This is a genomic window from Flavobacterium flavipigmentatum (assembly GCF_020911905.1).
Taxonomy (GTDB): domain Bacteria; phylum Bacteroidota; class Bacteroidia; order Flavobacteriales; family Flavobacteriaceae; genus Flavobacterium; species Flavobacterium flavipigmentatum.
On the sequence record NZ_CP087133.1, the window covers coordinates 3,493,630 to 3,514,082 of the forward strand.

Genomic DNA, 20,453 nt, shown 5'->3' on the forward strand with positions numbered 1-20,453 from the left:
TTAAGAATAAATAGAAAACTGATTTAAAAATTCTTCTTACTATTCCTGATGATTTTTAAGCCATTCTGCTCTTCTTTGATCGGGCAAATGTTTTACAGTAAAATTTTCGAATTTAGCTTCAAAGCCTTTCCCGTCAGGTGAAGCAGCCATCAAACCAACCATGACAGGCGTATTGTCTTGCAAAGGCGCATTTCTGGTTAGAGTATAATTTTTATCATCATACGAAAAGAAAATTTCGATAGCATCTAATCTTCTCACTACTTTTATCCATACAAATGGTGGTATTTTTTCTAAAGTTGTTACACTCCAATCGCTTTTTTCATGCGTTACAACGGTACTGATATTGAATTTTCCGTCAACGAATTCTACACCAGTTTTGATATAATTTTTTTCATCCACACGAATCATTAGTCCCATTTGATCAAAACGAGCTTTGTAATCTCCTGTCAATTTTACCTTTGCTTCAAACTCACCTCCATAATTAGCATAGCAAAATGGAGCGTCATCAACTGTAAATCCGTAATGAGAAATGCGCCAATAATCGCTGTTAGCTGTAACATTCATAATCAAAGTATTGTTTTTAATCTCCCATTTTTCGGGCTCATTAAACCATTGCATTTTATTTAGGCTTTGCGCCGAAAGGCCTTGAAATACACAAAGCACTATCCAAATTATTATATTTTTTTTCATATCATTTAATTTTTAGATCAATAAAGCTGCAACAATTTTGAACCGTTGCAGCTTTAAAACAAACCAATATGTAATAATGAAATTATTGAAGTGAAAAACTCACTTTAGATTTTAAATCGGTTGAAGAAGCTCCGATAATAGCTTCAAAATCGCCAGGTTCGGCAACCCAGTCGTGTTTTTTATCATCAAAGAAACTCAAAGCTGTTTTATCAACTGTAAAAGTCACTGTTTTTTCTTCTCCCGCTTTAAGCGAAATTTTCTCAAACCCTTTTAATTCCTTTATTGGGCGAGGCAATGACGATTTTAAATCACTGATGTACAACTGAACCACTTCTGAACCTTCACGGGCTCCAGTGTTTTTTACTTTCACAGAAAATGTAATTTGATCTCCCGCACTCATTTGTTTTTTGTCGGCCGTTACTTTTCCGTACTCAAAAGTCGTGTAACTTAATCCGTGTCCAAAAGAAAACAGAGTTTTTGCTTTTTGTTTGTCTGCATAACGGTATCCCACAAAAATTCCCTCTTTGTAGTTGACCTCATCGCCACCCGGAAAATCTCCCAGAGCGTGTGCTCCATTGTCTGCTAATGTTACAGGAAAAGTAAAAACCAATTTTCCAGAAGGGTTTGCATCACCAACCAAAACCGCTGCTAGTGCATTACCAGCCTCAGTCCCTAAGAACCACCCTTGTACAATTCCGGGAACTTCTTTTACCCATGGCATTGCTACAGCATTTCCAGAAATATTAATAAAAACGACATTTTTATTTACTTTAACCAAATCTGATATTAATTGATCCTGATGGTATGGAAGTCCCAATTCTTTACGATCAAAACCTTCGTCATCCTGGTATTCACTTTTATTCAAACCTCCTATAAAAAGAACGATATCGGCATCTTTTGCTACTTTTAATGCTTCGGCAGACAATTCGGCCGCAGAGCGTTTTTCTTCCAGACTAACTTTTGCCACCACCCCGTTATACTCACTTGTGGGATCGCCTACATAACCACGGGCGTACACAATCTGGGCCTGGTTGCCAATTCTTTTCTTCAAACCTTCCAGAGGTGTGATTTCATATCGCGCTTTAAGCGAAGAGCTACCACCACCTACAGTCATCATTTTGATTGCATTTTCGCCAATAACAGCAATTTTCTTTGTTTTTGAAAGGTCTATTGGCAAAATATTGTTTTTGTTCTGCAAAAGCACGATTCCCTCTTCTGCGATTTTTAAACCAGCCTGAGCATGTTCTTGCGTTCCAAAAGAGCCAAAAGGTCTGTTTTTATCCATATTAGTCAAAAATGACAAACGCAAAACACGACGTACTTTATCGTCTAATTCTTTGGTTCCTGCTTCTCCAGATTTGATCATTTTTGCATATGGAGCTGCCAAATAGTAGCTGTCATAAGCATTGCTGGTTCCCCATGTAAGTCCGTTGGTCCAAGAACCAAATTCTAAATCCAAACCGTTATAAATTGCCTGTTTTGTATCGTGAACACCTCCCCAATCTGAGATTACAACCCCTTTAAAACCCCATTCTCCGCGAAGTATATCATTCAATAAAAATTCATTGTGGCAGCAATGTTGTCCTTTGTATTTATTGTATGAACCCATTATTGCCCACGCATCACCCTCTTGGACAGCCGCTTTAAAAGCAGGCAAATAAATCTCATACAGCGCACGATCCTCTACGATTACGTTTACAGCGTTACGATTGGTTTCCTGATTATTGAGTGCAAAATGCTTTACACAAGCCGCCACTCCGTTTGATTGTACTCCTTTAATATAAGGTACTACCATTTTTGAGGCTAAGAAAGGATCTTCGCCCATATATTCGAAATTACGACCATTTAAAGGCGTTCTGTAAATGTTTACACCAGGTCCTAATAATACATTTTTGTTACGAAAACGAGCTTCCTCTCCAATTGATTTTCCATATAACGAAGACAATTCTTTGTTCCAAGTTGCAGCAAGCGCCGTAAGAGCAGGAAAAGCAATGCAGGAATCGTTTGTCCAACCCGCCTGCTTCCATTCGTCCCATAAAACCTCGGTACGAATTCCGTGTGGTCCATCGGTCATCCAGTTTTCCGGAATGCCTAAACGTGGTACACCAGGCGAACTAAATTTTGACTGCGCATGAATCATGGCGATTTTCTCCTCGAGTGTCATTCGCGAAAGCGCATCTTCTACACGATCGCTTATTGGTTTTTTATCATCTAAATAAAGGGGAAGTTTATTTTGCGCATTTACACCAATTGCACCCCACAACAGTAAAACAACAACTGTTTTAACATTTTTAAACATAACTGTATTTTTTAGTATTTTTTGTAATCAAAGAGTTTCTGGTCAAAAAACATCTTTTAAGAGTATTGTAAAACTAAAACGTTATCGTACGTATTTGATTTTTAAAGACAAAAAAGTAGTATTTTAAAAAATCAAATACCTGAAAAACAATCAATTAAACAAAAATAAATAGTAAAAAAAGTAGTGGATTTAAAATAATTTTATTTAATTTTTACCGAAATCGAGCCAATTTTGACAACCATTTCCTCAAAATCATTTCGCGAAACAGCGGCTTTATTTCGAGCGCGGGTTCTGTAATTATAAATCGTGCTCAAAGAGTAACGAAGAAAAGCAGCAATTTTTACGCTATCGTTGATCCCTAATCGTATCAAAGCAAAAATTCTCAATTCGGTGTTTAGGAGTTCGCCTTGCTTTAGAACGATCTGTTCTTCTGGAATAAGCAGTGCGTTGAAATCTTTCACGAAAGTGGGATATAAATTGAGAAAGATACTGTCGAAATGCTTGTATAATTCTTCAAGCTCGTTGTCGATTAAAGTAGTCGATTTAAGCATTTTGTGAATTTCTTCAAACTGTTTAGCGGTTGCTTTTTTGTTTAAAATGATACGGTAATTCTCGATTTTATTGATGTACGTTGAGCAAAGGTGAAAAAAGTGTGCAATATATTCTTCTTTGATATGATTGGACTCAGACAACTGAGCGTTTCTTTCCTGCAACTGATTATTGGTTTCGGAAATATCTTTGTTTAATTCGACTAATTTTTGACTAGTTTCGTACAATTCTCCACGAATTTTAGAAACCTTTTTCATCTGTTTGTAAACATAAATCACGGCCACGATCAAAAATACCGAAAGCAAACTAATACATAAAAGATACAATTGTAATTCGGTTTTTCTTTTTGCTTCTCTTTCTAAATAGGCTGTATTGATAATCGAATACACCTCAGACATGAGCAAAGTTCGAAACTGAACATTACAATACAGAGCATCCTCAATTGCCGATTGAGTGAGTTTATACGCCATATCTACATCACCAATTTCGTAAAAAACCAATGCCAATTCCTGTAGAGAAGCGTTGTCTTTTATAGCATTTTTGATATCTGCTGTGGCCGAAAGTGCGTAGTATTTTTTTCTTAATTCTAATTCGTGTGTACTTTCATAAATACTTCCAAAAAGATACGTAATCATCGCATACTGAGAATCCTCTTCTTTTGTGTCTTTTAATAAAACAAATAATTGCTTTTTAGCGGTTTCCAATTTTTTCTGAGAAATATTCTTCTGAATTAAATTGATTTTATAATCGAGTGATGAGGATGGTAAAACCGCCAACAAAGAATCCCTATATTTGGCAATTTGGGCAATATATTGCTTGCTGACACTATTGGCATTGTAATGCTCAAAAAACTCTCTGTACACCACATAATAGTTGGAAAGCAATGATTTTGCTAAGTCTTTTTTATGAATGCTTTTTAAAATAGCTTCGGATTCTCGGTATTTTCCTGACGAAGAATATAAATTGGCCAATTGCAATTGTGCCCAATCTTTTAGCTCTTTATTTTGAAGTTTTTCTGCAATTTTGAGGTTTTTCTTTACATATAAAATTGCCGAATCTGAATTGAATTTTTGATATTCTGCGTACAGCGCTTTGTTGTAATTGTATTCCTGCTCCTTTGATAAATTCTCGGATTTTAATTTTTTGAAATTTAAAATACGCTCTTCCTTAAGCAAAACATACTTTTGCTTGTTGGCCAATGCATGATTTAATTTTATCAGAATAGTTTTGGTACTATCCGATGCCTGGACAGGACAAACTAGAAAAATTAATAAAATAAGGAGCAAAAACTTTTTCAAGAGAATTAGAGATAAAAAGAATATGACTTACAAATATAGAACAAACTGCCACACAAACCGAATTATTTTAGGCACAAAAAAGACTGATGGCGAATCAGTCTTTTTTCTATTTAACCAAAAATATTTAGAATTAATTACGGTTTAAGTTCATTAAACGGAACATCCAATTCAAATGCCTTTTTTGCCTTTTCGACCGTAATTTCTTTCTCAACTGTAAATTCAGTTGTGTTTTTAATATCCGATGATGAAGCACCAATAAGCAGTTTATATGTTCCTGCTTCAGCCACCCAAGCATTTTTACTTTCTAAAAAAGAAGCCAAATCTTTAGGAGAAATTGTCAATTGTAAAGTGCTGCTTTCTCCCGGTTTTAATTCTTTGGTTTTAGCAAAGGCTTTCAACTCTTCTTTTGGTTTATCAATAGATTTTGATGGCGCCGAAAGATACAATTGTACCACTTCTTTACCTGCTATTTTCCCTGTGTTTTTTACGGTAACCGAAACAGTCAACTTATCTTTAAACACGCTGTTGCTTAATTTCACATCAGAATAGGCAAAATAAGAATAGGACTTTCCAAAACCAAATTCGTACGAAGGCTTGACGTTAAAAGTACTAAAATAACGGTATCCTACATAAACGCCTTCTTCGTAAGTTACAGTTGTTGGGTTCTCTATCGGGGTTCCCAACCAGTTTTTTGCCGATGGTGTATCTTCATATTTCATTGGGAAAGTCATCGTTAATTTTCCCGAAGGATTTACTTTTCCCGAGAAAACATCTACTACCGAGTTTCCTCCTTCTTGTCCAGGTTGCCACGAAAGCAAAATAGCATCTACTTTGTCCTTCCAGCTGGCTGTTTCAATCACGCCGCCAATATTCATAATCACGACCACTTTTTTTCCTTTGGCATGAAAAGCCTCAGAAACATTGTTGATCAACACTACCTCATCTTCGGCCAAATTAAAATCATTATCAACAGTACGGTCGCCACCTTCTCCAGAATTTCTTCCAATGGTGATAATAGCCAGTTCTGATGAAACTGCTTTCTTTTCTATTGCCTCTTTTTCTAATTTTAATTCTGGTAATCGCTGTGGCAAAGCCAAAATTCCTCTTTCCTCACGGCTTTTGAGTTCCGCCGCTTTTTCTTTGGCTACAAAAGGGGTGTAAAGTGTTTTTAATTCTTCGTCAAGCGAAAATCCCGCTTTAGACAAACCTTCGATCAAAGAAACAGTATAGGCTTCATTTACATCTCCGCTCCCCGTTCCGCCTGCGATAAAATCATACGATGTTACGCCAAAAACGGCCACAGAAGCAGCTTTATTAGTATACGGCAAAACATTTTTATCATTTTTTAACAACACCATTCCTTCAGAGGCGGCTTGTCTGGTTATTTGGGCATGCTTTGTTAAATTGGGTTTATCCGAATATTTATAATTACTCATAATCGGAGATTTCAAAACCAATTCTAAAATTCTTTTTACATTCAAATCAACCACTTCTTTAGCAAGTTTGCCGCTTTTCATGTCCTCGATAATAGCCTTTTTCTGAGCAGGAAGTCCCGGCATTAGCAAATCGTTTCCGGCTTCTAATTGCTGGGTTACATTGCTTGTACCTGATATAATCGAATTAAAACCGGCATAACCTCCAAACCAATCCGTCATTACAATTCCTTTAAAACCCCACTCATTGCGGAGAATATCGGTCAATAAATCTTTTCTGGCAGAGGTGTATGTACCATTTATCAAATTATAAGAAGACATTACGGTCCAGGGATTTGATTCTTTTACAGCAATTTCAAAACCTTTTAAATAAATTTCGCGCATGGCTCTCTCGCTAATGTGTTCATTAATCGAAAGACGATTGGTCTCTTGATTATTCGCCGCAAAGTGTTTGATAGAAGTGCCAACACCATTCGACTGAATTCCTTTTACCATTGCCGAAGCTATTTTTCCGGCTACCAAAGGATCTTCAGAATAATATTCAAAATTTCGTCCGCACAAAGGATTTCTGTGAATGTTGAGTGCTGGAGCTAACAAAACATCTACTCCATACTCTTTTACTTCGCTCCCCATTGCTTTACCAACACTTTCAATCAAGGCCTCATTCCAAGTAGAAGCCAAAGCCGTTCCAACTGGAAAAGCGGTACAATAATAAGTATTTTTATCGTTTGTACGAATAGGTTTGATACGCAGTCCCGCCGGGCCATCGGCTACAATAACAGCAGGGATTCCTAGACGTTTAATTTCGTAAGTACCTCCTGCAGCACCAGGCACGCGTCCCTCGATGGCGCCTACAACAGGCGTTAAACCATCAAAGCCGGGCATTCCGGTTCCCATCAAAAAATTAGCTTTTTCCTCATCAGTCATTTTATTGACCAAATCTGCAGCACGTTCCTGAATAGAAAGTCTTGTATCCTCGTAAATATCAAGTTTTCCGTTGTTATTTAAATCTTTAAAAGTAAAGCCTTTAATCGTAAGAAGTGGCGGATTATTTTTTTCATCAGAAATACTATTCCATGACAAATTAGAAATTACCACTGCGGTCAAAAATGATACTCGTGCTGTTTGTATTATTGTTTTTTTCATACTTGAAAAATTTAAAATGTGGTTGTAAATAGTAAAGTATAATGGCTAAAGAATTCATTGCTTCATTATGAAGCAATATTAATTATTTTTTCTCATATCAGCAAATAAAATAGTCTAAAATTTAATTAACCATAATTAATAAGTGTTATATATTTATTATTACCAATAAATACAGTATTTAGATAACAATTAAATAGTGAAACAAAAACATTCAGAAGCAACTATCTTAAAGAAAAACAGTAAATTTGAACATAAATCAAAAAAATGGAACTCAAAAAAATACTTGAAACCCAATCTGAAGCGTCGTGGAAAAAATACATTCCCACACTTTCTATTGATTGTGTTATTTTTGGTTTTTACGAAACTTCCTTACAGGTTTTGACTGTCAAAATGAAAGATCAGGAGGCTTGGGCGTTACCAGGTGGTTATGTGCAAAAAGATGAAAATGTAGATGACGCAGCCATTCGGATCCTAAAAGACAGAACGGGTACCGAAAATGTTTATCTGCAGCAATTTTATACTTTTGGAAATCTAAAACGTTCCGAAAGTGCTTTTGAAGCTTATGATGACAGCATCTGGAACAAGCAACGTTTTGTGTCGATTGGATATTATGCGCTGGCAGATTTTTCGAAAGTAAATTTAATCATTGACAAATATTCTACGGCTTGCGAGTGGCATTCTATCGATAATCTTCCTTCGTTTATGATGGACCATCGCACTATTTTTGACAAAGCATTGTTGACACTTCGCGAGCAATTAAACCATCATCCGATTGGGTACAACTTGCTTCCTGAGAAATTTACAATGCCTGAACTTCAAAAGTTATACGAGATCATTTTGGGTAAAAAATTGAACCGAGGAAATTTTTACCGCAAAATATTACGGTATGATATTCTAACCAAATTAGACGAATCTCGCAAAGGCGGAGCGCATAAAGCTCCTGATTTGTACAGCTTTGATCTGGAAAAATACAATAATGCTTTGAAAGAAGGCTTAAAAGGGAGTTGGTAAGTTTAGTAAACCATATAAGTTATTTTTATTCTATGAAATAAATAACTTATATGGTTCGAAAAATTATACCGCAATCGGAGCCGCTAAACAACTCTCGGGAATATCAAAAGCATTGACTAATGCGACCGCATCTGGTCGAATGTCCCAACACAATTGATTGACCATTTTACGAATTGCTTTTGTTTTTACGGCTTCCATATAACCATCTTCCAGATACCATGCTTTGTTTTTCTCAATCTGCGCCAATGCATACAATTGATTTAGTTTTGTCAAAATTTCTTTGATTTTTACATCTTCAATGGCCTGAATAGCCGCTTGAAATTGTTCTAAAACTACTCTTTCTAAATACGCTTCTGCTACGTCAATCATTTGATGTTGTACAACATTGAAAGCATCATAAGGTTCTAAACCACTGTCTACCAATTTCTTGATACGTCTTGCTGCCGATGCCAGAATTGTTTTTTCTCTATGAATAAATGCCTGAATATGAAATTGATCATCCAGTAAATGCTCGTCATCAGTTCTGCGAGTGGCAATTGGATTTTTCTCGGCAATAGCCGTTTTGGCATTTTCATACACATAATTGATAATGCCTAAAGAACCCATTTCTCCGAACGATTTTCTAAATTCAGACAAGCGATTTTTGGCTACCAGTTGCATCAAAACAGTATTATCACCTTCGAAAGTAGTATAAATTTCGGTATCATTTTTTAGAGCGTCAATTCTGTTTTCAGACAAATAGCCTTTTCCACCAATTGCTTCGCGGCATTCCTGCAAAATATCCCTAGTGCTCCAGGTTGAATAGGATTTCATACCAGCAGCCAAAGCTTCGATTTCCTGCATTTCATCTTCTGTTTTGTTTAAAAAACGTTTCGTAAGATATTGCAAAGCAAAATGAACAGCATACGTTTTGGCAAGATGCGGAAGCAACCTGCGTTGGTGCATTCTGTAATTTAAAATTGGTACTTCAGAACCACCTTCTGGTCCAAATTGTCTGCGTAGATCGCTGTAGCGAATAGTAATTGTTAGCCCTGATTTAGCCGCAGCCAATGCCGAACGCGGGATTCCGATTCTTCCACCAACCAAAGTTCCTAACATCGTAAAAAAGCGTCTGTTATCACTTGGTATTGGGCTTTCAAATTCTCCTTTATCATTTACAGAAGCAAATCTGTCGAGCATATTCTCTTTCGGAATTATTACTTTATCAAAAGAAATTGTCCCGTTATCAACCCCATTTAGACCCATTTTATGACCACAATCGCCAATGGTAATTCCACTTAGCGTATTGCCTTCCGCATCACGAAGAGGAACTATAAAAGCATTTACACCATAATCGTGATCATCAACAATTAGTTTTGCAAAAACCGTGGCCATTTGCCCATGAACGGCTGCGTTACCGATGTATTCTTTTTGCGCTTTTTCGTGAGGCGTATGAATCGTAAACGTTTGATCTTTATGATTGTAAGTTGCAGTAGTTTCGAGACCTTTTACATTAGAACCATGATGCGTTTCGGTCATGGCAAAACAGCCTGGGAGTTTTAAAGTACCGATATCATTTAAATATTTGGCATAATGTTTTTCTGTCCCTAGAGATTGAACGCTCATTCCCCATAGCCCAAATTGAACACCAAACTTGATGACTAAACTCAAGTCATGGTAACTCAGGGTTTCCATAATAGCAAAATAATCAGCAATGTTTTCTCCTCCTCCGTAGCGCTTCGGATAGGCCATGTTTCCAAGATTTTCTTTGGCTAAAATTTTACACCAATCATAAACGGTTTCTCGATATACAGCTACATCTGCCGACGTTTCATAAGCAAATTCGGGTCTTGAAATAACTGTTTTTACTTTTTTTATAATTTCAGCTTGCTCTCCATCCAAAATTTTGGTTATTTTTTGAATGTCAAAATTATTTGTGGTTTGAGAACTCGCTGTAAAAGAGTCGGCTTTACTTTTAAAATTCTGAATTACTTCTTCGCCTAAAATTCCTAAATCATTTTCTAATTTTAAAAAATCGCTTTCTGATACATAAATATCTGAATCCTTTTCTGAAAGAGCTCCTGCAAGTTCAAAAATATTTTTTATCGAAGGTTTATTCTGAATCGTTTTTGTAATATCTGCTTTCCATTGTGAGAGTTCATTTCGCGAAGGCGGATTTGAAATATCAATTTTAGAAAAAAGGTATTCTTGATCTTCTGGTGAAATTCCAGTTTTAGAAATGATAAATTCTTTTAAAGTTGTAAACTCTTTTTGGGTCAGAAGATCATCGGACCATAATAAATAAAATAAAGGCGTGAAGGCTTGTAGCTTAGTATTTTTCATAATAAATTTTAAATCGTTTTGGAAAATCAAGATTATAGTACAACTGTTTTGAACAAAAAAAAACAGAAATGAAAAATAATCATTCCTGTTTGAATATCCTGTTAAGGTTGTGGTAATTTTATTAATTTTTAGAAATCGGAATCCATCTTTGTTTCATTGCAAAAATATGATGCGAATTAAAAACTAAAACTGCAGCAAAAATAATTCCGTAGGCGATCACTTGTATCAGACTAATTGGTTCGTGATAAAAAAAGGTAGCCAAAGCAAAAGCTATCATCGGATTAATATTTAATAACATTCCGACAGTAGAGGAATTAAGTCCAGAAAGCGCATATAAATTCAAAAACAACGGAAAAATAGTAAAAAGTACTGCTATGGTTTCAATATAAAAATAAAATTTAAATTCTGTTGGAAAAGGACCGCTGTAAGCTGGGTAAAAAGGCAATAAAAACAACGCTGCCAGCGAAATATGAAACGTAAGCACGATAAACTTGTCAAAACCTTTGTTCGCGCGCTGACTCACTAAATAACAGGCGTATGTAAACCCAATAATAATGCTGAAAAACATGTCCATAATATCGGCATAAGACAATAGTAAACAGCCGGAAATACTTAACCCAACAGAAATCCATTGTGTTCTGCTTAATTTTTCATGCAAAATAAAATACGCCAGCAAAGTGGTCAAAATTGGACAAACGAGGTAAGCCAAAGAAGTCGCTTTTACACTCACATGATTCATTACATAAATAAAGGTAAACCAATTGGAAGTGAGAAAAATACTGCCACCAATGTTTAATAAAATCGTTTTTCTTTTTTGAGATTTTGGCAATGCCTTAAATGTTGCTACCGTTTCTTTTAACATTTTTCTTTTAAAAGCAAAAACGATCAACAGCATCAAAATACTACAACTAAAAACACGATTGAATAAAATATCCAAAGAAGGATACGCATGAATTGGCTTTAAAACCAAGCTAAAAAATCCCCAGATGGTGTATGCGGTAATTGCCGCTACGTAGTATTTTGTTGTTTTCACGAAATTCTAATTTATTAATTCTATTGAAACAAATTTCTAAAAAATAAAACAGCAATACAGATACAGTTTTTGTAAATTGCACCATAACAGTTTTTTTATGAAAAATTCAAATTACTTGTATTTGCAATTCGCTGATAGAATCGAAAAGCAAATAAAATCGGGGGTTTTAAACGTTGGCGACAAATTGCCATCGATAAGAGAAGTCTGTGCTGAAACAGGGTACAGCATGAGTACGGTAAGCAAAGCCTATTACGAAATTGAAAGCCGATCACTAATAGAATCACGACCACAATCAGGCTACTATGTGAGCAATACCTCTGCGAGAATTATTGCTGAGCCTTCGCCAAGTAGTCCTATTTTAAGATCTGCCAATATCGATCGTGAAGATTTAATCGATCAAGTTTACGGCAATATGACCGATGACAACATTACGATGCTTTCGTTGGGTTTTCCGTCTAATGAGCTGCTTCCGATTGCCAAATTAAATAAAGGAATGATTCAGGCAATGCGCCAGCTGCCCAATAGCGGTACCAGTTACGAGCAAGTACAAGGCAACCTTAACCTTAGAAGAGAAATTGCAAGATGGTCTTTTACATGGGGCGGATCCCTGACTGAAGATGATATTGTGACCACACCCGGATGTACTAGCGCAATATCGCACTGCTTAAGAACGTTAACCCAACCTGGAGATACGATTATCACCGAAAGTCCAGCTTATTTCGGAATTTTGCAGTTGGCCAAATCATTGGGATTGTACATTATGGAACTACCCACCAACATGACCACCGGCATAGAATTGGATGCATTAAAAAAAGCACTTTCAACCAAAAAAGTAAGCCTTTGTTTACTTATGAGTAATTTTAGTAATCCGTCCGGAAGCATGATGCCAGCAGAACATAAAAAAGAAGTCGTAAAACTGATGGAATTTTATAATATTCCGCTCATAGAAGATGATATACATGGGGATTTGTACTTTGGCTCAAGCCGACCAACCAACTGCAAAACCTATGACGAAAGTGGTATTGTGCTTTGTTGCAGTTCTGTATCTAAAACGCTTGCTCCGGGTTATCGTGTGGGCTGGGTATCTCCGGGAAAATTTAAAAAAGAAATATTGCGCAACAAAATTTATCACACGCTCTCCTCACCTACTATTACGCATGAAGTAGTTGGCGATTTCTTGAAAAATGGCAGATACGAAAATCACCTTAGAAAAATACGTCAAATACTGCATCAAAACTGTAATAATTATATCAATACTGTTTTAGAATCGTTTCCTGCAGGTACAAAAGTGAGCCAACCACAAGGCGGGTTTTTCCTCTGGGTAGAATTAGACAAAAAAATAGACACTGGGGACTTTTATCATTTGGCTATGAAACATAATATCAGCATTGCGCCTGGTCGAATTTTCTCTTTTCAGGATCAATTTTCAAACTGCATGCGATTGAGTTTTGGCCTTCCGTGGACTAATGAATTAAGGCATTCGATACAAACTTTAGGCAAACTGCTCGATTCATAAAAAAAAACAGACAGCAAAAACAATAAAGCAATGCTGTCTGGCTAACAATTAAGAAACCAAAATTAATTATAAGACATAGTATTCATCTTTATTTACTTTTGCTGGTAGCGACTTTAGATCAAATTCATTTATGATATCAAATTCGCTTTGATATTCGTTAAGCATTTGCATTAAATTCTTTTCAATTGTGTTCGAAATAGCAGTAACCGGCGTATCTGTTGGTCTGTTTTCGAAAGGATCTTGTAAATGAATGGCCATTTTTTCGATTAAGAAGAATGTACCTCCAATAATAGTAATCAACGGAATTGCAAACCAGCTCAACAAACTAATCAGTCCGAAAGGCAATAAGAGTACAAACAAACATAATGTCATTCGGATATACATACTATACGTAGTTGGAAAAATAGTGTTTTTAATACGTTCGCATTTTCCCATGGCATCACATAATCTTGTCAGTGTATTGTCAATTTCTACTTGCTGATACGTGTTGAATCGCTTCTCTTTTCTGGCAATTCTAAGATCTCTGGCGTGCAGTAATAATATGGCATTCGGAATGTTTTGATGATTTTTCACAAAACGCAATTCTTCGTCGCTTATCAGATTTTTAATAGGTTTTATGGCATCTTTATTTCTCAAAGCCTGACCCAAACTATAGCACCACGCAATTTGTCTTTTGGTAAAATTTTCCTTAAATTCATTTGCTTCAACAGAAAAATCAGGGTCTTTATAAAATGTTAGTATCTGTCTTACCAAAGTTCGGGACTCGTTTACAATAGATCCCCAGATAATTCGGGCTTCCCACCATCTGTCATAGGCCTGATTCGACTTAAAAGCCAATAAAAGAGATATAATTGTACCAATCATTGTAGGGATCGCAATCGGAACATCTACAGAAACATTGATAAAATAATGATGAAATATTTCGAACAGTGTCGTGTATGCAAGCAGAAGTCCTAATTCAACTTTAATTTTTCCAAGCACATACTTCATTGGAATTCTTTTCTTTAATAACATAATTTTCGTTTTAAATTAAACTTGCTTTTTTAAAATCAAGTTCTTAAACAAACTCCTCATAAAGTGATAAAATAGGTAATCCCAATCGCTCGTTGATACTTTCTTTTTTTGATTTTTGAAATTTTATTTTCTCGCCTTTACGGGTTTCAACCAATAAATCAATATCATACTTTGAAATAGCTTCGTCTAAATACGGTGCCAAATCTTCGTAATTGTCTTCTAGCTTGGCAGTTTGGCTCACGATTTCAAAAGAAAAATTATCACTCAAAAACTGCTGAATATCTTTTACATGCATATTGGCTTTGCCGTTTTCGATGTAAAGCGCTTTATTAGAATCTTCTTTAAATGGCTCTATTCCTAAATGCAAAATCGGACATTTTTGATTTCCTGCCAATTGTATCAAATACTGATGAATACGCTTGGTTTCTTTTTTATAAGAATGTGGCAAAATCACTAATTTAACCGTAAAAGCTTCAATAATATTTCTAAAAATAGGCAACGAAAGTCCGTACTGATTGTGTATTTTTATTTTACAATTTGAAGTATGATCAATCATATAGCGACACGTTTCTAAAACTTCTTCCTGACTAGTAGTCAGACCTGTTTTCATTTCGCGTAAAAAATGTGAAGCAGAAAAAGTATCCGGGGTTTCAGAAACGAGCATTAAAATAATCTCGCACGAATTTTGTTTAGATTGATGAATGGCGGCTTTTACAGCGCTAATAGTATCGTCTTTTAAGGTGGTAGGTATAAGGAAATTTTTCATAAGTATAATGTTTAGTTTACACTTACAAAATAAGTTCGCCCAAATTAGAAGGGACTTAATTTAAAATTAGAAATTCCTAAGATTTAACATTAGAAGTTTTAATGTTGGATTTTTTAAAGATAATCGTCACAATTGTACCTTTATTTTCTTCCGATTGCACTTGTAATTCTCCGTCATGCATACGGATAATTTTAGACGCCAAAGGAAGTCCTAAACCATAACCTATATATTTGGTTGCAATTTTTCCTCTAAAGAAAGGCTCGTACAAATGCGGAATATCTTCAGGCGGAATCCCGATACCAATATCGTTAATCGTAATCCTGATCTTTTCCTGATTGGCAGAAAGCGTTACAAATACCTCATTATTATCAGAATATTTGACACCATTTGTGATAATATTATTGATGGCGAGTTCTAACAAAGGCTTGTTACAAGGCAATAGCAATAAATTAGAATCTTTTGGAGCAAAATTAAGTTTGATACTCACTCGGTTATCTGGAAAAATTTTATCTAAATCAGATTTCACCTCCATCAATAATTCATCGATTCTGGCAATATCAAGTACTTGTTTTTTGCCATCATAACCCGTTTGCGTGAGCTTTAGCAAGCTTTCTGTTAGATTTCCTAATCGTGACGCCTGACTGTAAATATTCTCCAGCGACTCTTTATACTCTGCTACTTCCCTATCTTTCAACAACATGATTTCGGCCTCTGCGATGATCGTTGTAATAGGTGTTTTTAGCTCGTGTGAAGCATTATTTATAAAATTAGCCTGAATCTCAAATGAGGTTTCTAATCTGTCGAGCATATCATTAAAAGTCGCCGTCAGATCCGAAATTTCATCAGAATTTTTTACTTCCGGAAGTCTGTTATGCAAATTAGACGCGCTAATTCTGTTTACCTCCTTGGTTATTCTTGCCACCGGATTAATCACTCGTTTTGCCAAAAACCTTCCCAAAAAGAAAGCTAGAAACACAAATCCGATACCGCCAAAAAGCATTATTTTTACAATATAAACGGTCGTTGTTTTTCCTTTTCTATCACGAGCGCCCACAATTACAATATATTTTTGATTGCTTTCGGTAAAAATTTGCCCGAGATAATATTTATTATCTACCTCAAAAAAGTCTTTTCCAGTCTTTAATATATTGGTATAAAACTCGTTAGGCAAATTAAGATTGGTATTGTACTCAAAGCTGTTTTGACTATTAACCCGCAGAACAAACTCTTCTTCTTCTATAAGTTCTTCTAAGCCATTTTTTTTAAGGTTGCGGTAATACTTGATTTTCTCAAGATCTTTCTGAAAATGAATAGACGCTACAATTTTGGCTCTGTCTTCCAAACGTTTTAAAAAATAATATTGATTATTTGCCCTAAACAAAACAAATACAACAATACACAATAGCAACGTGCTAAAGGTCGAAAGTGCAACATACGTAATTGTAATTTTTTTTCTTATATCCATTTTATGGTTTTATAACATAACCCAAACCTTTTATGGTATGAATAAGTTTGGTAGCATAAGGTTTGTCTATTTTTTTTCTCAAATAATTGATATATACATCGACAACATTGGTATTCATATCAAAATTAATATCCCAGACATTATCCAAAATTTGGTCACGAGATACGATAATGTCTTTGTTTTTGGCCAGATAATACAATAATTTAAATTCTTTGGCAGTCAGAACAATCAATTCTCCCTCTCTCTTTACAGTTTTTGCTTTAGCATTGATCTCGAGATCGTTTATAGTGATCGAGTCAATCTTCTCGGTTTCCTGATTCGCTCTTCGATTTAGGGCGTTTACGCGAGCTTCCAACTCTCCAAATTTAAAAGGTTTTACCAAATAATCATCAGCTCCCGCATTCAAACCTGTCACAATATTTTCTGAGGTTCCAAGAGCGGTTAAAAGTAGCACAGGAACAAAATTTTTACTGGCGCGCAATCTTCTGCAAATTTCTATTCCGTTGATATCGGGTAGCATGACATCCAAAATAACGACATCAAAAGTATAATTATACATCATTTCAAGAGCAGTTTTGCCATCAAGCGCAACACTTACCTCGTTATTGTTCTCTGCAAATCCCTTCCGTAAAATAGATAATAAATTGGGCTCGTCTTCTACTATTAGTAATTTCATCTGAGAAAATGTATATCTAACAAAAATAAGAATTGTTGCTAAATAAAAATTACAATCTGGAAATTATATAATTTTATTATGAAAAATGAATTTATTACAACAATTTTACACTTCGTAATTACCTCTGATCGACCAAGCAAAAATAATTTGAATGCTTCACGTTAAAAGAACCTATTTCTTATCCTAGATTAAGTTGAAATTATTTTTTTTACGATAAATTTGTATTACAAATTAGTGATTATGAAAACATTTGAATTCTTAATACTCGGAAAAAATCAGCCTATTTTAGAGACTTTATTGCGATTGGTAAACAATTACGAAAATTGGAACGCCATTGGTTTTGATGATGAGAAACTAGCTCAGGATTATTTTCTGAAAAACAAAATCGACGTTGTCCTTTTGAGTTCTGCTATAGAAGATCAGGTCGAAAAAGAATTTACCACTTTTTGTCTCCAACATCACCCGGAAGTAGAAGTAATTGAACATTTTGGTGGCGGAAGCGGATTGTTAAAATCGGAGATATTGCATCGATTACATCTAAAAGGAAAAATTTAGACACAAAAAAAATGTTTTTTTATAGTTAGAAATACAATTGAAATTCCTCAAAGAATATTTTCATGAAATGTTTGTCGTTGCATTTAAATTTTAAATTTGTGAAACCCAAACCGCAAAACAATGGAAAAAAAGTTTTCTGTGGCAATTTATCCTTCCGAGGCCATAATTCAGACTATTAAGGTCATGAAAGAACTTTTGTCTAAAAAAATTGGCTGGTACAATAGTAAAAATGCCACACCACATATCACGATCTGCGAATTTACACTGACCGAAACCGAAGTGGCAAAAATCAGAACAAAATTGGGCAGAGTTTGTGATAGTTTTAGTCCTTTTCAAGTCGATTTGGATCATTTTGGAACTTACGATAATGGCACTTTCTTTATTGCTCCTAAAGATGATTCTAAAGAAAAGCTAAAGTTTGTCATGAAAAAAACGCAGGAAACATTACGACTTTCAAATCTCAAAAAAAGTACCGACCCTCATATTTCTATTGGTCGAAAACTAACTCCCGAAAGCATCAAAATAGCATCACATCTTTTTACCACAATCGATATCAATTTTTTATGCGATTCTATCGTTTTGCGAGAATTAGATCCTGTCAAAAAACAATTTTTTGTAACCGATACTTTTACTTTCAATAGCAATCCGCAACCTGAATTTGTACAGGGAAGTTTGTTTTGAATACAACTTTTTTAAAGTAGAAACAAAAAGAGTCTGAAACTTCATAAAAATATATTCTTGAAATTTCATATATTTGAATTTTACAATTCTTTTTATGAAATCATTAGACTCTTTTTATCAGGATATTACCCAAGGCTCGGCTGTTACGCCTCATTCTTTATTACCCAATGACATCCAAAAAGAAATTGGTCATTTTAATGTTTTTGACATAAAAGAAATTCTCGAACGCTTGCAGGGAAAATCGATTATGCCTTATGATCGCAGGGCTTATTACAAAATAAGTTTGATTAAAGGCAAAAACAGAGCCGAATATGCCGATAAAATTATCGAGATCGATCAATACGCACTTTTGTTTGCTACACCCAAAATTCCTTATAATTACTTACCTCAGGACATCAATCAATCTGGCCAATTTTGTGTTTTTACGAATGAATTTTTATCCAAAAACAAAAGCGGAATTGAACTAGATGCACTTCCTATTTTTGCCTCTGATGGCTATCCTGTCTTTCAACTTTCTGAAAAAGAAGTTATCGAAGTTGAACTGATTTTCAACAAAATAAAAAAAGAAATTAACTCCGACTACGTTTATAAATATGATTTGATTCGAAATTATGTTGCAGAATTAATACATTTTGGGCAAAAATTACAACCTATTACGGCCCTTTATTCCAAACACAATTCGGCCGCAAGAGTTTCTTCTTTATTTGCAGAATTATTAGAAAGACAATTCCCAATAGAATCACCTCATCAGAGACTGGAACTCAGAACAGCAAAGGATTTTGCCAACAGACTATCCGTTCATGTCAATCACCTCAACAAAGTTTTAAAAGAAAACAGCGGAAAAACTACTACCGAATTAATCAGCAGTCGATTGATCAGCGAAGCCAAAATTCTCTTAAAACAAACTGACTGGAACATCTCTGAAATTGCTTATTCTTTGGGTTTTGAAGAATTGGCTCATTTTTCTAATTTCTTCAAAAAGCAAACTTCTATAACACCTTTAGCTTTTAGAGTTTAAAGTTGAGATTGTAGATTTAAAACTTAAAACATCGATTCTCCGATTTGAATTTCGCAAACATCGATTTGATATTTGCAAATCGGTGACACTACTTCGATCCTATCTTTGTCCTATCAATTTAAAACAAAAATAAAATGGCAGTAAATACAAAAATTGCTCTAGTTACAGGTGGTAGCAGAGGTTTAGGAAAAAACATGGCAATCGCGATTGCTAAAAAAGGAATCGATATAATTATTACGTACAACAGTAAAAGAGACGAAGCTGAAACAGTTGTAAAAGAAATTGAAAATCTGGGTCAAAAAGCAGTTGCGATTCAGTTGAATGTAACAGATTCAGGTAGTTTTGATACTTTTTTCGAAAGTGTTTCTACCGCTTTAAAAAATGTTTTTAATACTAATAAATTTGACTTTTTAGTAAATAATGCAGGTATCGGAATTCATAATTCATTTGCAGCAACTTCCGAAGCCGAATTTGATCAATTGACCAACATTCATTTTAAAGGGCCTTTTTTCCTGACTCAAAAAGCCTTAAATGTACTAAATGACGGAGGAGGAATTATCAATATTTCAACAGGTTTAGCACGATTTTCATTCCCCGGATACGCAGCGTATGCGGCTATGAAAGGTGCAATTGAAACCTTGACAAAATACCAAGCGAAAGAATTGGGAGAAAGAAAAATTAAAGTAAATGTAGTAGCTCCTGGCGCTATTGAAACCGATTTTGGCGGTGGACTGGTTCGTGACAACGACCAAGTCAATCAACAGATCGCTTCGCTGACTGCCTTAGGAAGAGTTGGCCTACCTGATGATATTGGCGGTGTAGTTGCTTTTTTGTGTACCGAAGAAGCACGCTGGGTAAACGCTCAACGTATCGAAGTTTCTGGCGGAATGATGCTGTAAAACTATCTTTTATTAAATTAAATCCAGTAGATTTTAAAAGTCTGCTGGATTTTTTATTTCTTAAAAAATTAAGATTTTTGTA

Annotated in this window: 16 protein-coding genes; 6 read left to right on the top strand and 10 right to left on the bottom strand. The window is 35.1% G+C overall.

Annotated features, from left to right (window positions below):
* Positions 1 to 39 precede the first annotated feature (39 nt).
* From LNP22_RS14960 to LNP22_RS14975, 4 genes are all read right to left on the bottom strand, one after another.
* Positions 40 to 690 (bottom strand): DUF1349 domain-containing protein, encoded by a 651-nt coding sequence (locus LNP22_RS14960; RefSeq protein WP_229974174.1) that lies wholly within the window; start codon positions 688 to 690, stop codon positions 40 to 42.
* Positions 691 to 772: 82 nt separating this feature from the next.
* Positions 773 to 2,989 (bottom strand): glycoside hydrolase family 3 C-terminal domain-containing protein, encoded by a 2,217-nt coding sequence (locus LNP22_RS14965; RefSeq protein WP_229974175.1) that lies wholly within the window; start codon positions 2,987 to 2,989, stop codon positions 773 to 775.
* Between the two features lie 200 nt (positions 2,990 to 3,189).
* Complete coding sequence (gene susR / locus LNP22_RS14970; RefSeq protein ID WP_229974176.1) at positions 3,190 to 4,836, bottom strand: SusR family glycan utilization regulator; 1,647 nt, start codon at positions 4,834 to 4,836, stop codon at positions 3,190 to 3,192.
* A 134-nt stretch (positions 4,837 to 4,970) separates the two neighbouring features.
* Complete coding sequence (locus LNP22_RS14975) at positions 4,971 to 7,415, bottom strand: glycoside hydrolase family 3 N-terminal domain-containing protein (protein ID WP_229974177.1); 2,445 nt, start codon at positions 7,413 to 7,415, stop codon at positions 4,971 to 4,973.
* 264 nt (positions 7,416 to 7,679) lie between these two features.
* Between LNP22_RS14975 and LNP22_RS14980 the strand changes: the two genes are divergently transcribed.
* Positions 7,680 to 8,426, top strand: a complete 747-nt coding sequence (locus LNP22_RS14980; RefSeq protein WP_229974178.1) for an NUDIX hydrolase — start codon at positions 7,680 to 7,682, stop codon at positions 8,424 to 8,426.
* Between the two features lie 63 nt (positions 8,427 to 8,489).
* Here LNP22_RS14980 and LNP22_RS14985 read toward each other — a convergent pair whose 3' ends face one another.
* Both LNP22_RS14985 and LNP22_RS14990 read right to left on the bottom strand, forming a co-directional pair.
* Positions 8,490 to 10,748, bottom strand: coding sequence for an acyl-CoA dehydrogenase family protein (locus tag LNP22_RS14985; RefSeq protein WP_229974179.1), 2,259 nt, complete (start codon positions 10,746 to 10,748; stop codon positions 8,490 to 8,492).
* 121 nt (positions 10,749 to 10,869) lie between these two features.
* Positions 10,870 to 11,781, bottom strand: a complete 912-nt coding sequence (locus tag LNP22_RS14990) for an EamA family transporter (protein WP_229974180.1) — start codon at positions 11,779 to 11,781, stop codon at positions 10,870 to 10,872.
* Between the two features lie 97 nt (positions 11,782 to 11,878).
* Between LNP22_RS14990 and LNP22_RS14995 the strand changes: the two genes are divergently transcribed.
* Positions 11,879 to 13,297 carry an aminotransferase-like domain-containing protein gene (locus LNP22_RS14995; protein WP_210665026.1) on the top strand — a complete coding sequence of 473 codons (1,419 nt, stop codon included), beginning with the start codon at positions 11,879 to 11,881 and terminating at the stop codon, positions 13,295 to 13,297.
* A 66-nt stretch (positions 13,298 to 13,363) separates the two neighbouring features.
* On the opposite strand, the gene LNP22_RS15000 is transcribed toward LNP22_RS14995, so the two are convergent.
* From LNP22_RS15000 to LNP22_RS15015, 4 genes are all read right to left on the bottom strand, one after another.
* Positions 13,364 to 14,311 carry a bestrophin family protein gene (locus LNP22_RS15000; protein ID WP_229974181.1) on the bottom strand — a complete coding sequence of 316 codons (948 nt, stop codon included), beginning with the start codon at positions 14,309 to 14,311 and terminating at the stop codon, positions 13,364 to 13,366.
* A 43-nt stretch (positions 14,312 to 14,354) separates the two neighbouring features.
* Positions 14,355 to 15,077 (bottom strand): hypothetical protein, encoded by a 723-nt coding sequence (locus LNP22_RS15005; RefSeq protein WP_229974182.1) that lies wholly within the window; start codon positions 15,075 to 15,077, stop codon positions 14,355 to 14,357.
* Between the two features lie 76 nt (positions 15,078 to 15,153).
* A complete protein-coding gene (locus LNP22_RS15010; protein WP_229974183.1) occupies positions 15,154 to 16,542 on the bottom strand; it encodes a HAMP domain-containing sensor histidine kinase in 1,389 nt (462 codons plus the stop codon).
* A gap of 1 nt (position 16,543) precedes the next feature.
* The gene (locus tag LNP22_RS15015; protein ID WP_229974184.1) at positions 16,544 to 17,218 is read right to left on the bottom strand and encodes a response regulator transcription factor; all 675 of its coding nucleotides are present in this window, start codon (positions 17,216 to 17,218) and stop codon (positions 16,544 to 16,546) included.
* A gap of 240 nt (positions 17,219 to 17,458) precedes the next feature.
* Between LNP22_RS15015 and LNP22_RS15020 the strand changes: the two genes are divergently transcribed.
* The 4 genes from LNP22_RS15020 to LNP22_RS15035 all read left to right on the top strand — a co-directional run bounded on the left by LNP22_RS15020 (position 17,459) and on the right by LNP22_RS15035 (position 20,371).
* Entirely contained in the window at positions 17,459 to 17,773 is a 315-nt protein-coding gene (locus LNP22_RS15020) for a hypothetical protein (protein WP_229974185.1), read from the top strand.
* Positions 17,774 to 17,893: 120 nt separating this feature from the next.
* Positions 17,894 to 18,454 carry a 2'-5' RNA ligase family protein gene (locus LNP22_RS15025; protein WP_229974186.1) on the top strand — a complete coding sequence of 187 codons (561 nt, stop codon included), beginning with the start codon at positions 17,894 to 17,896 and terminating at the stop codon, positions 18,452 to 18,454.
* Positions 18,455 to 18,548: 94 nt separating this feature from the next.
* On the top strand, positions 18,549 to 19,472 hold the full coding sequence (locus LNP22_RS15030) for a helix-turn-helix domain-containing protein (RefSeq protein ID WP_229974187.1): 924 nt from the start codon (positions 18,549 to 18,551) through the stop codon (positions 19,470 to 19,472).
* Positions 19,473 to 19,606: 134 nt separating this feature from the next.
* Entirely contained in the window at positions 19,607 to 20,371 is a 765-nt protein-coding gene (locus LNP22_RS15035) for an SDR family NAD(P)-dependent oxidoreductase (RefSeq protein WP_210665018.1), read from the top strand.
* Positions 20,372 to 20,453: the final 82 nt, after the last annotated feature.

Excerpts from the sequence above, each read along its gene's own strand:
- LNP22_RS14960 (WP_229974174.1), bottom strand. The coding sequence starts at position 690 with ATGAAAAAAAATATAATAATTTGGATAGTGCTTTGTGTATTTCAAGGC.
- LNP22_RS14965 (WP_229974175.1), bottom strand. The coding sequence starts at position 2,989 with ATGTTTAAAAATGTTAAAACAGTTGTTGTTTTACTGTTGTGGGGTGCA.
- LNP22_RS14975 (WP_229974177.1), bottom strand. The coding sequence starts at position 7,415 with ATGAAAAAAACAATAATACAAACAGCACGAGTATCATTTTTGACCGCA.
- LNP22_RS14980 (WP_229974178.1), top strand. The coding sequence starts at position 7,680 with ATGGAACTCAAAAAAATACTTGAAACCCAATCTGAAGCGTCGTGGAAA.
- LNP22_RS14985 (WP_229974179.1), bottom strand. The coding sequence starts at position 10,748 with ATGAAAAATACTAAGCTACAAGCCTTCACGCCTTTATTTTATTTATTA.
- LNP22_RS14995 (WP_210665026.1), top strand. The coding sequence starts at position 11,879 with ATGAAAAATTCAAATTACTTGTATTTGCAATTCGCTGATAGAATCGAA.
- LNP22_RS15000 (WP_229974181.1), bottom strand. The coding sequence starts at position 14,311 with ATGTTATTAAAGAAAAGAATTCCAATGAAGTATGTGCTTGGAAAAATT.
- LNP22_RS15005 (WP_229974182.1), bottom strand. The coding sequence starts at position 15,077 with ATGAAAAATTTCCTTATACCTACCACCTTAAAAGACGATACTATTAGC.
- LNP22_RS15010 (WP_229974183.1), bottom strand. The coding sequence starts at position 16,542 with ATGGATATAAGAAAAAAAATTACAATTACGTATGTTGCACTTTCGACC.
- LNP22_RS15015 (WP_229974184.1), bottom strand. The coding sequence starts at position 17,218 with ATGAAATTACTAATAGTAGAAGACGAGCCCAATTTATTATCTATTTTA.
- LNP22_RS15020 (WP_229974185.1), top strand. The coding sequence starts at position 17,459 with ATGAAAACATTTGAATTCTTAATACTCGGAAAAAATCAGCCTATTTTA.
- LNP22_RS15025 (WP_229974186.1), top strand. The coding sequence starts at position 17,894 with ATGGAAAAAAAGTTTTCTGTGGCAATTTATCCTTCCGAGGCCATAATT.
- LNP22_RS15030 (WP_229974187.1), top strand. The coding sequence starts at position 18,549 with ATGAAATCATTAGACTCTTTTTATCAGGATATTACCCAAGGCTCGGCT.
- LNP22_RS15035 (WP_210665018.1), top strand. The coding sequence starts at position 19,607 with ATGGCAGTAAATACAAAAATTGCTCTAGTTACAGGTGGTAGCAGAGGT.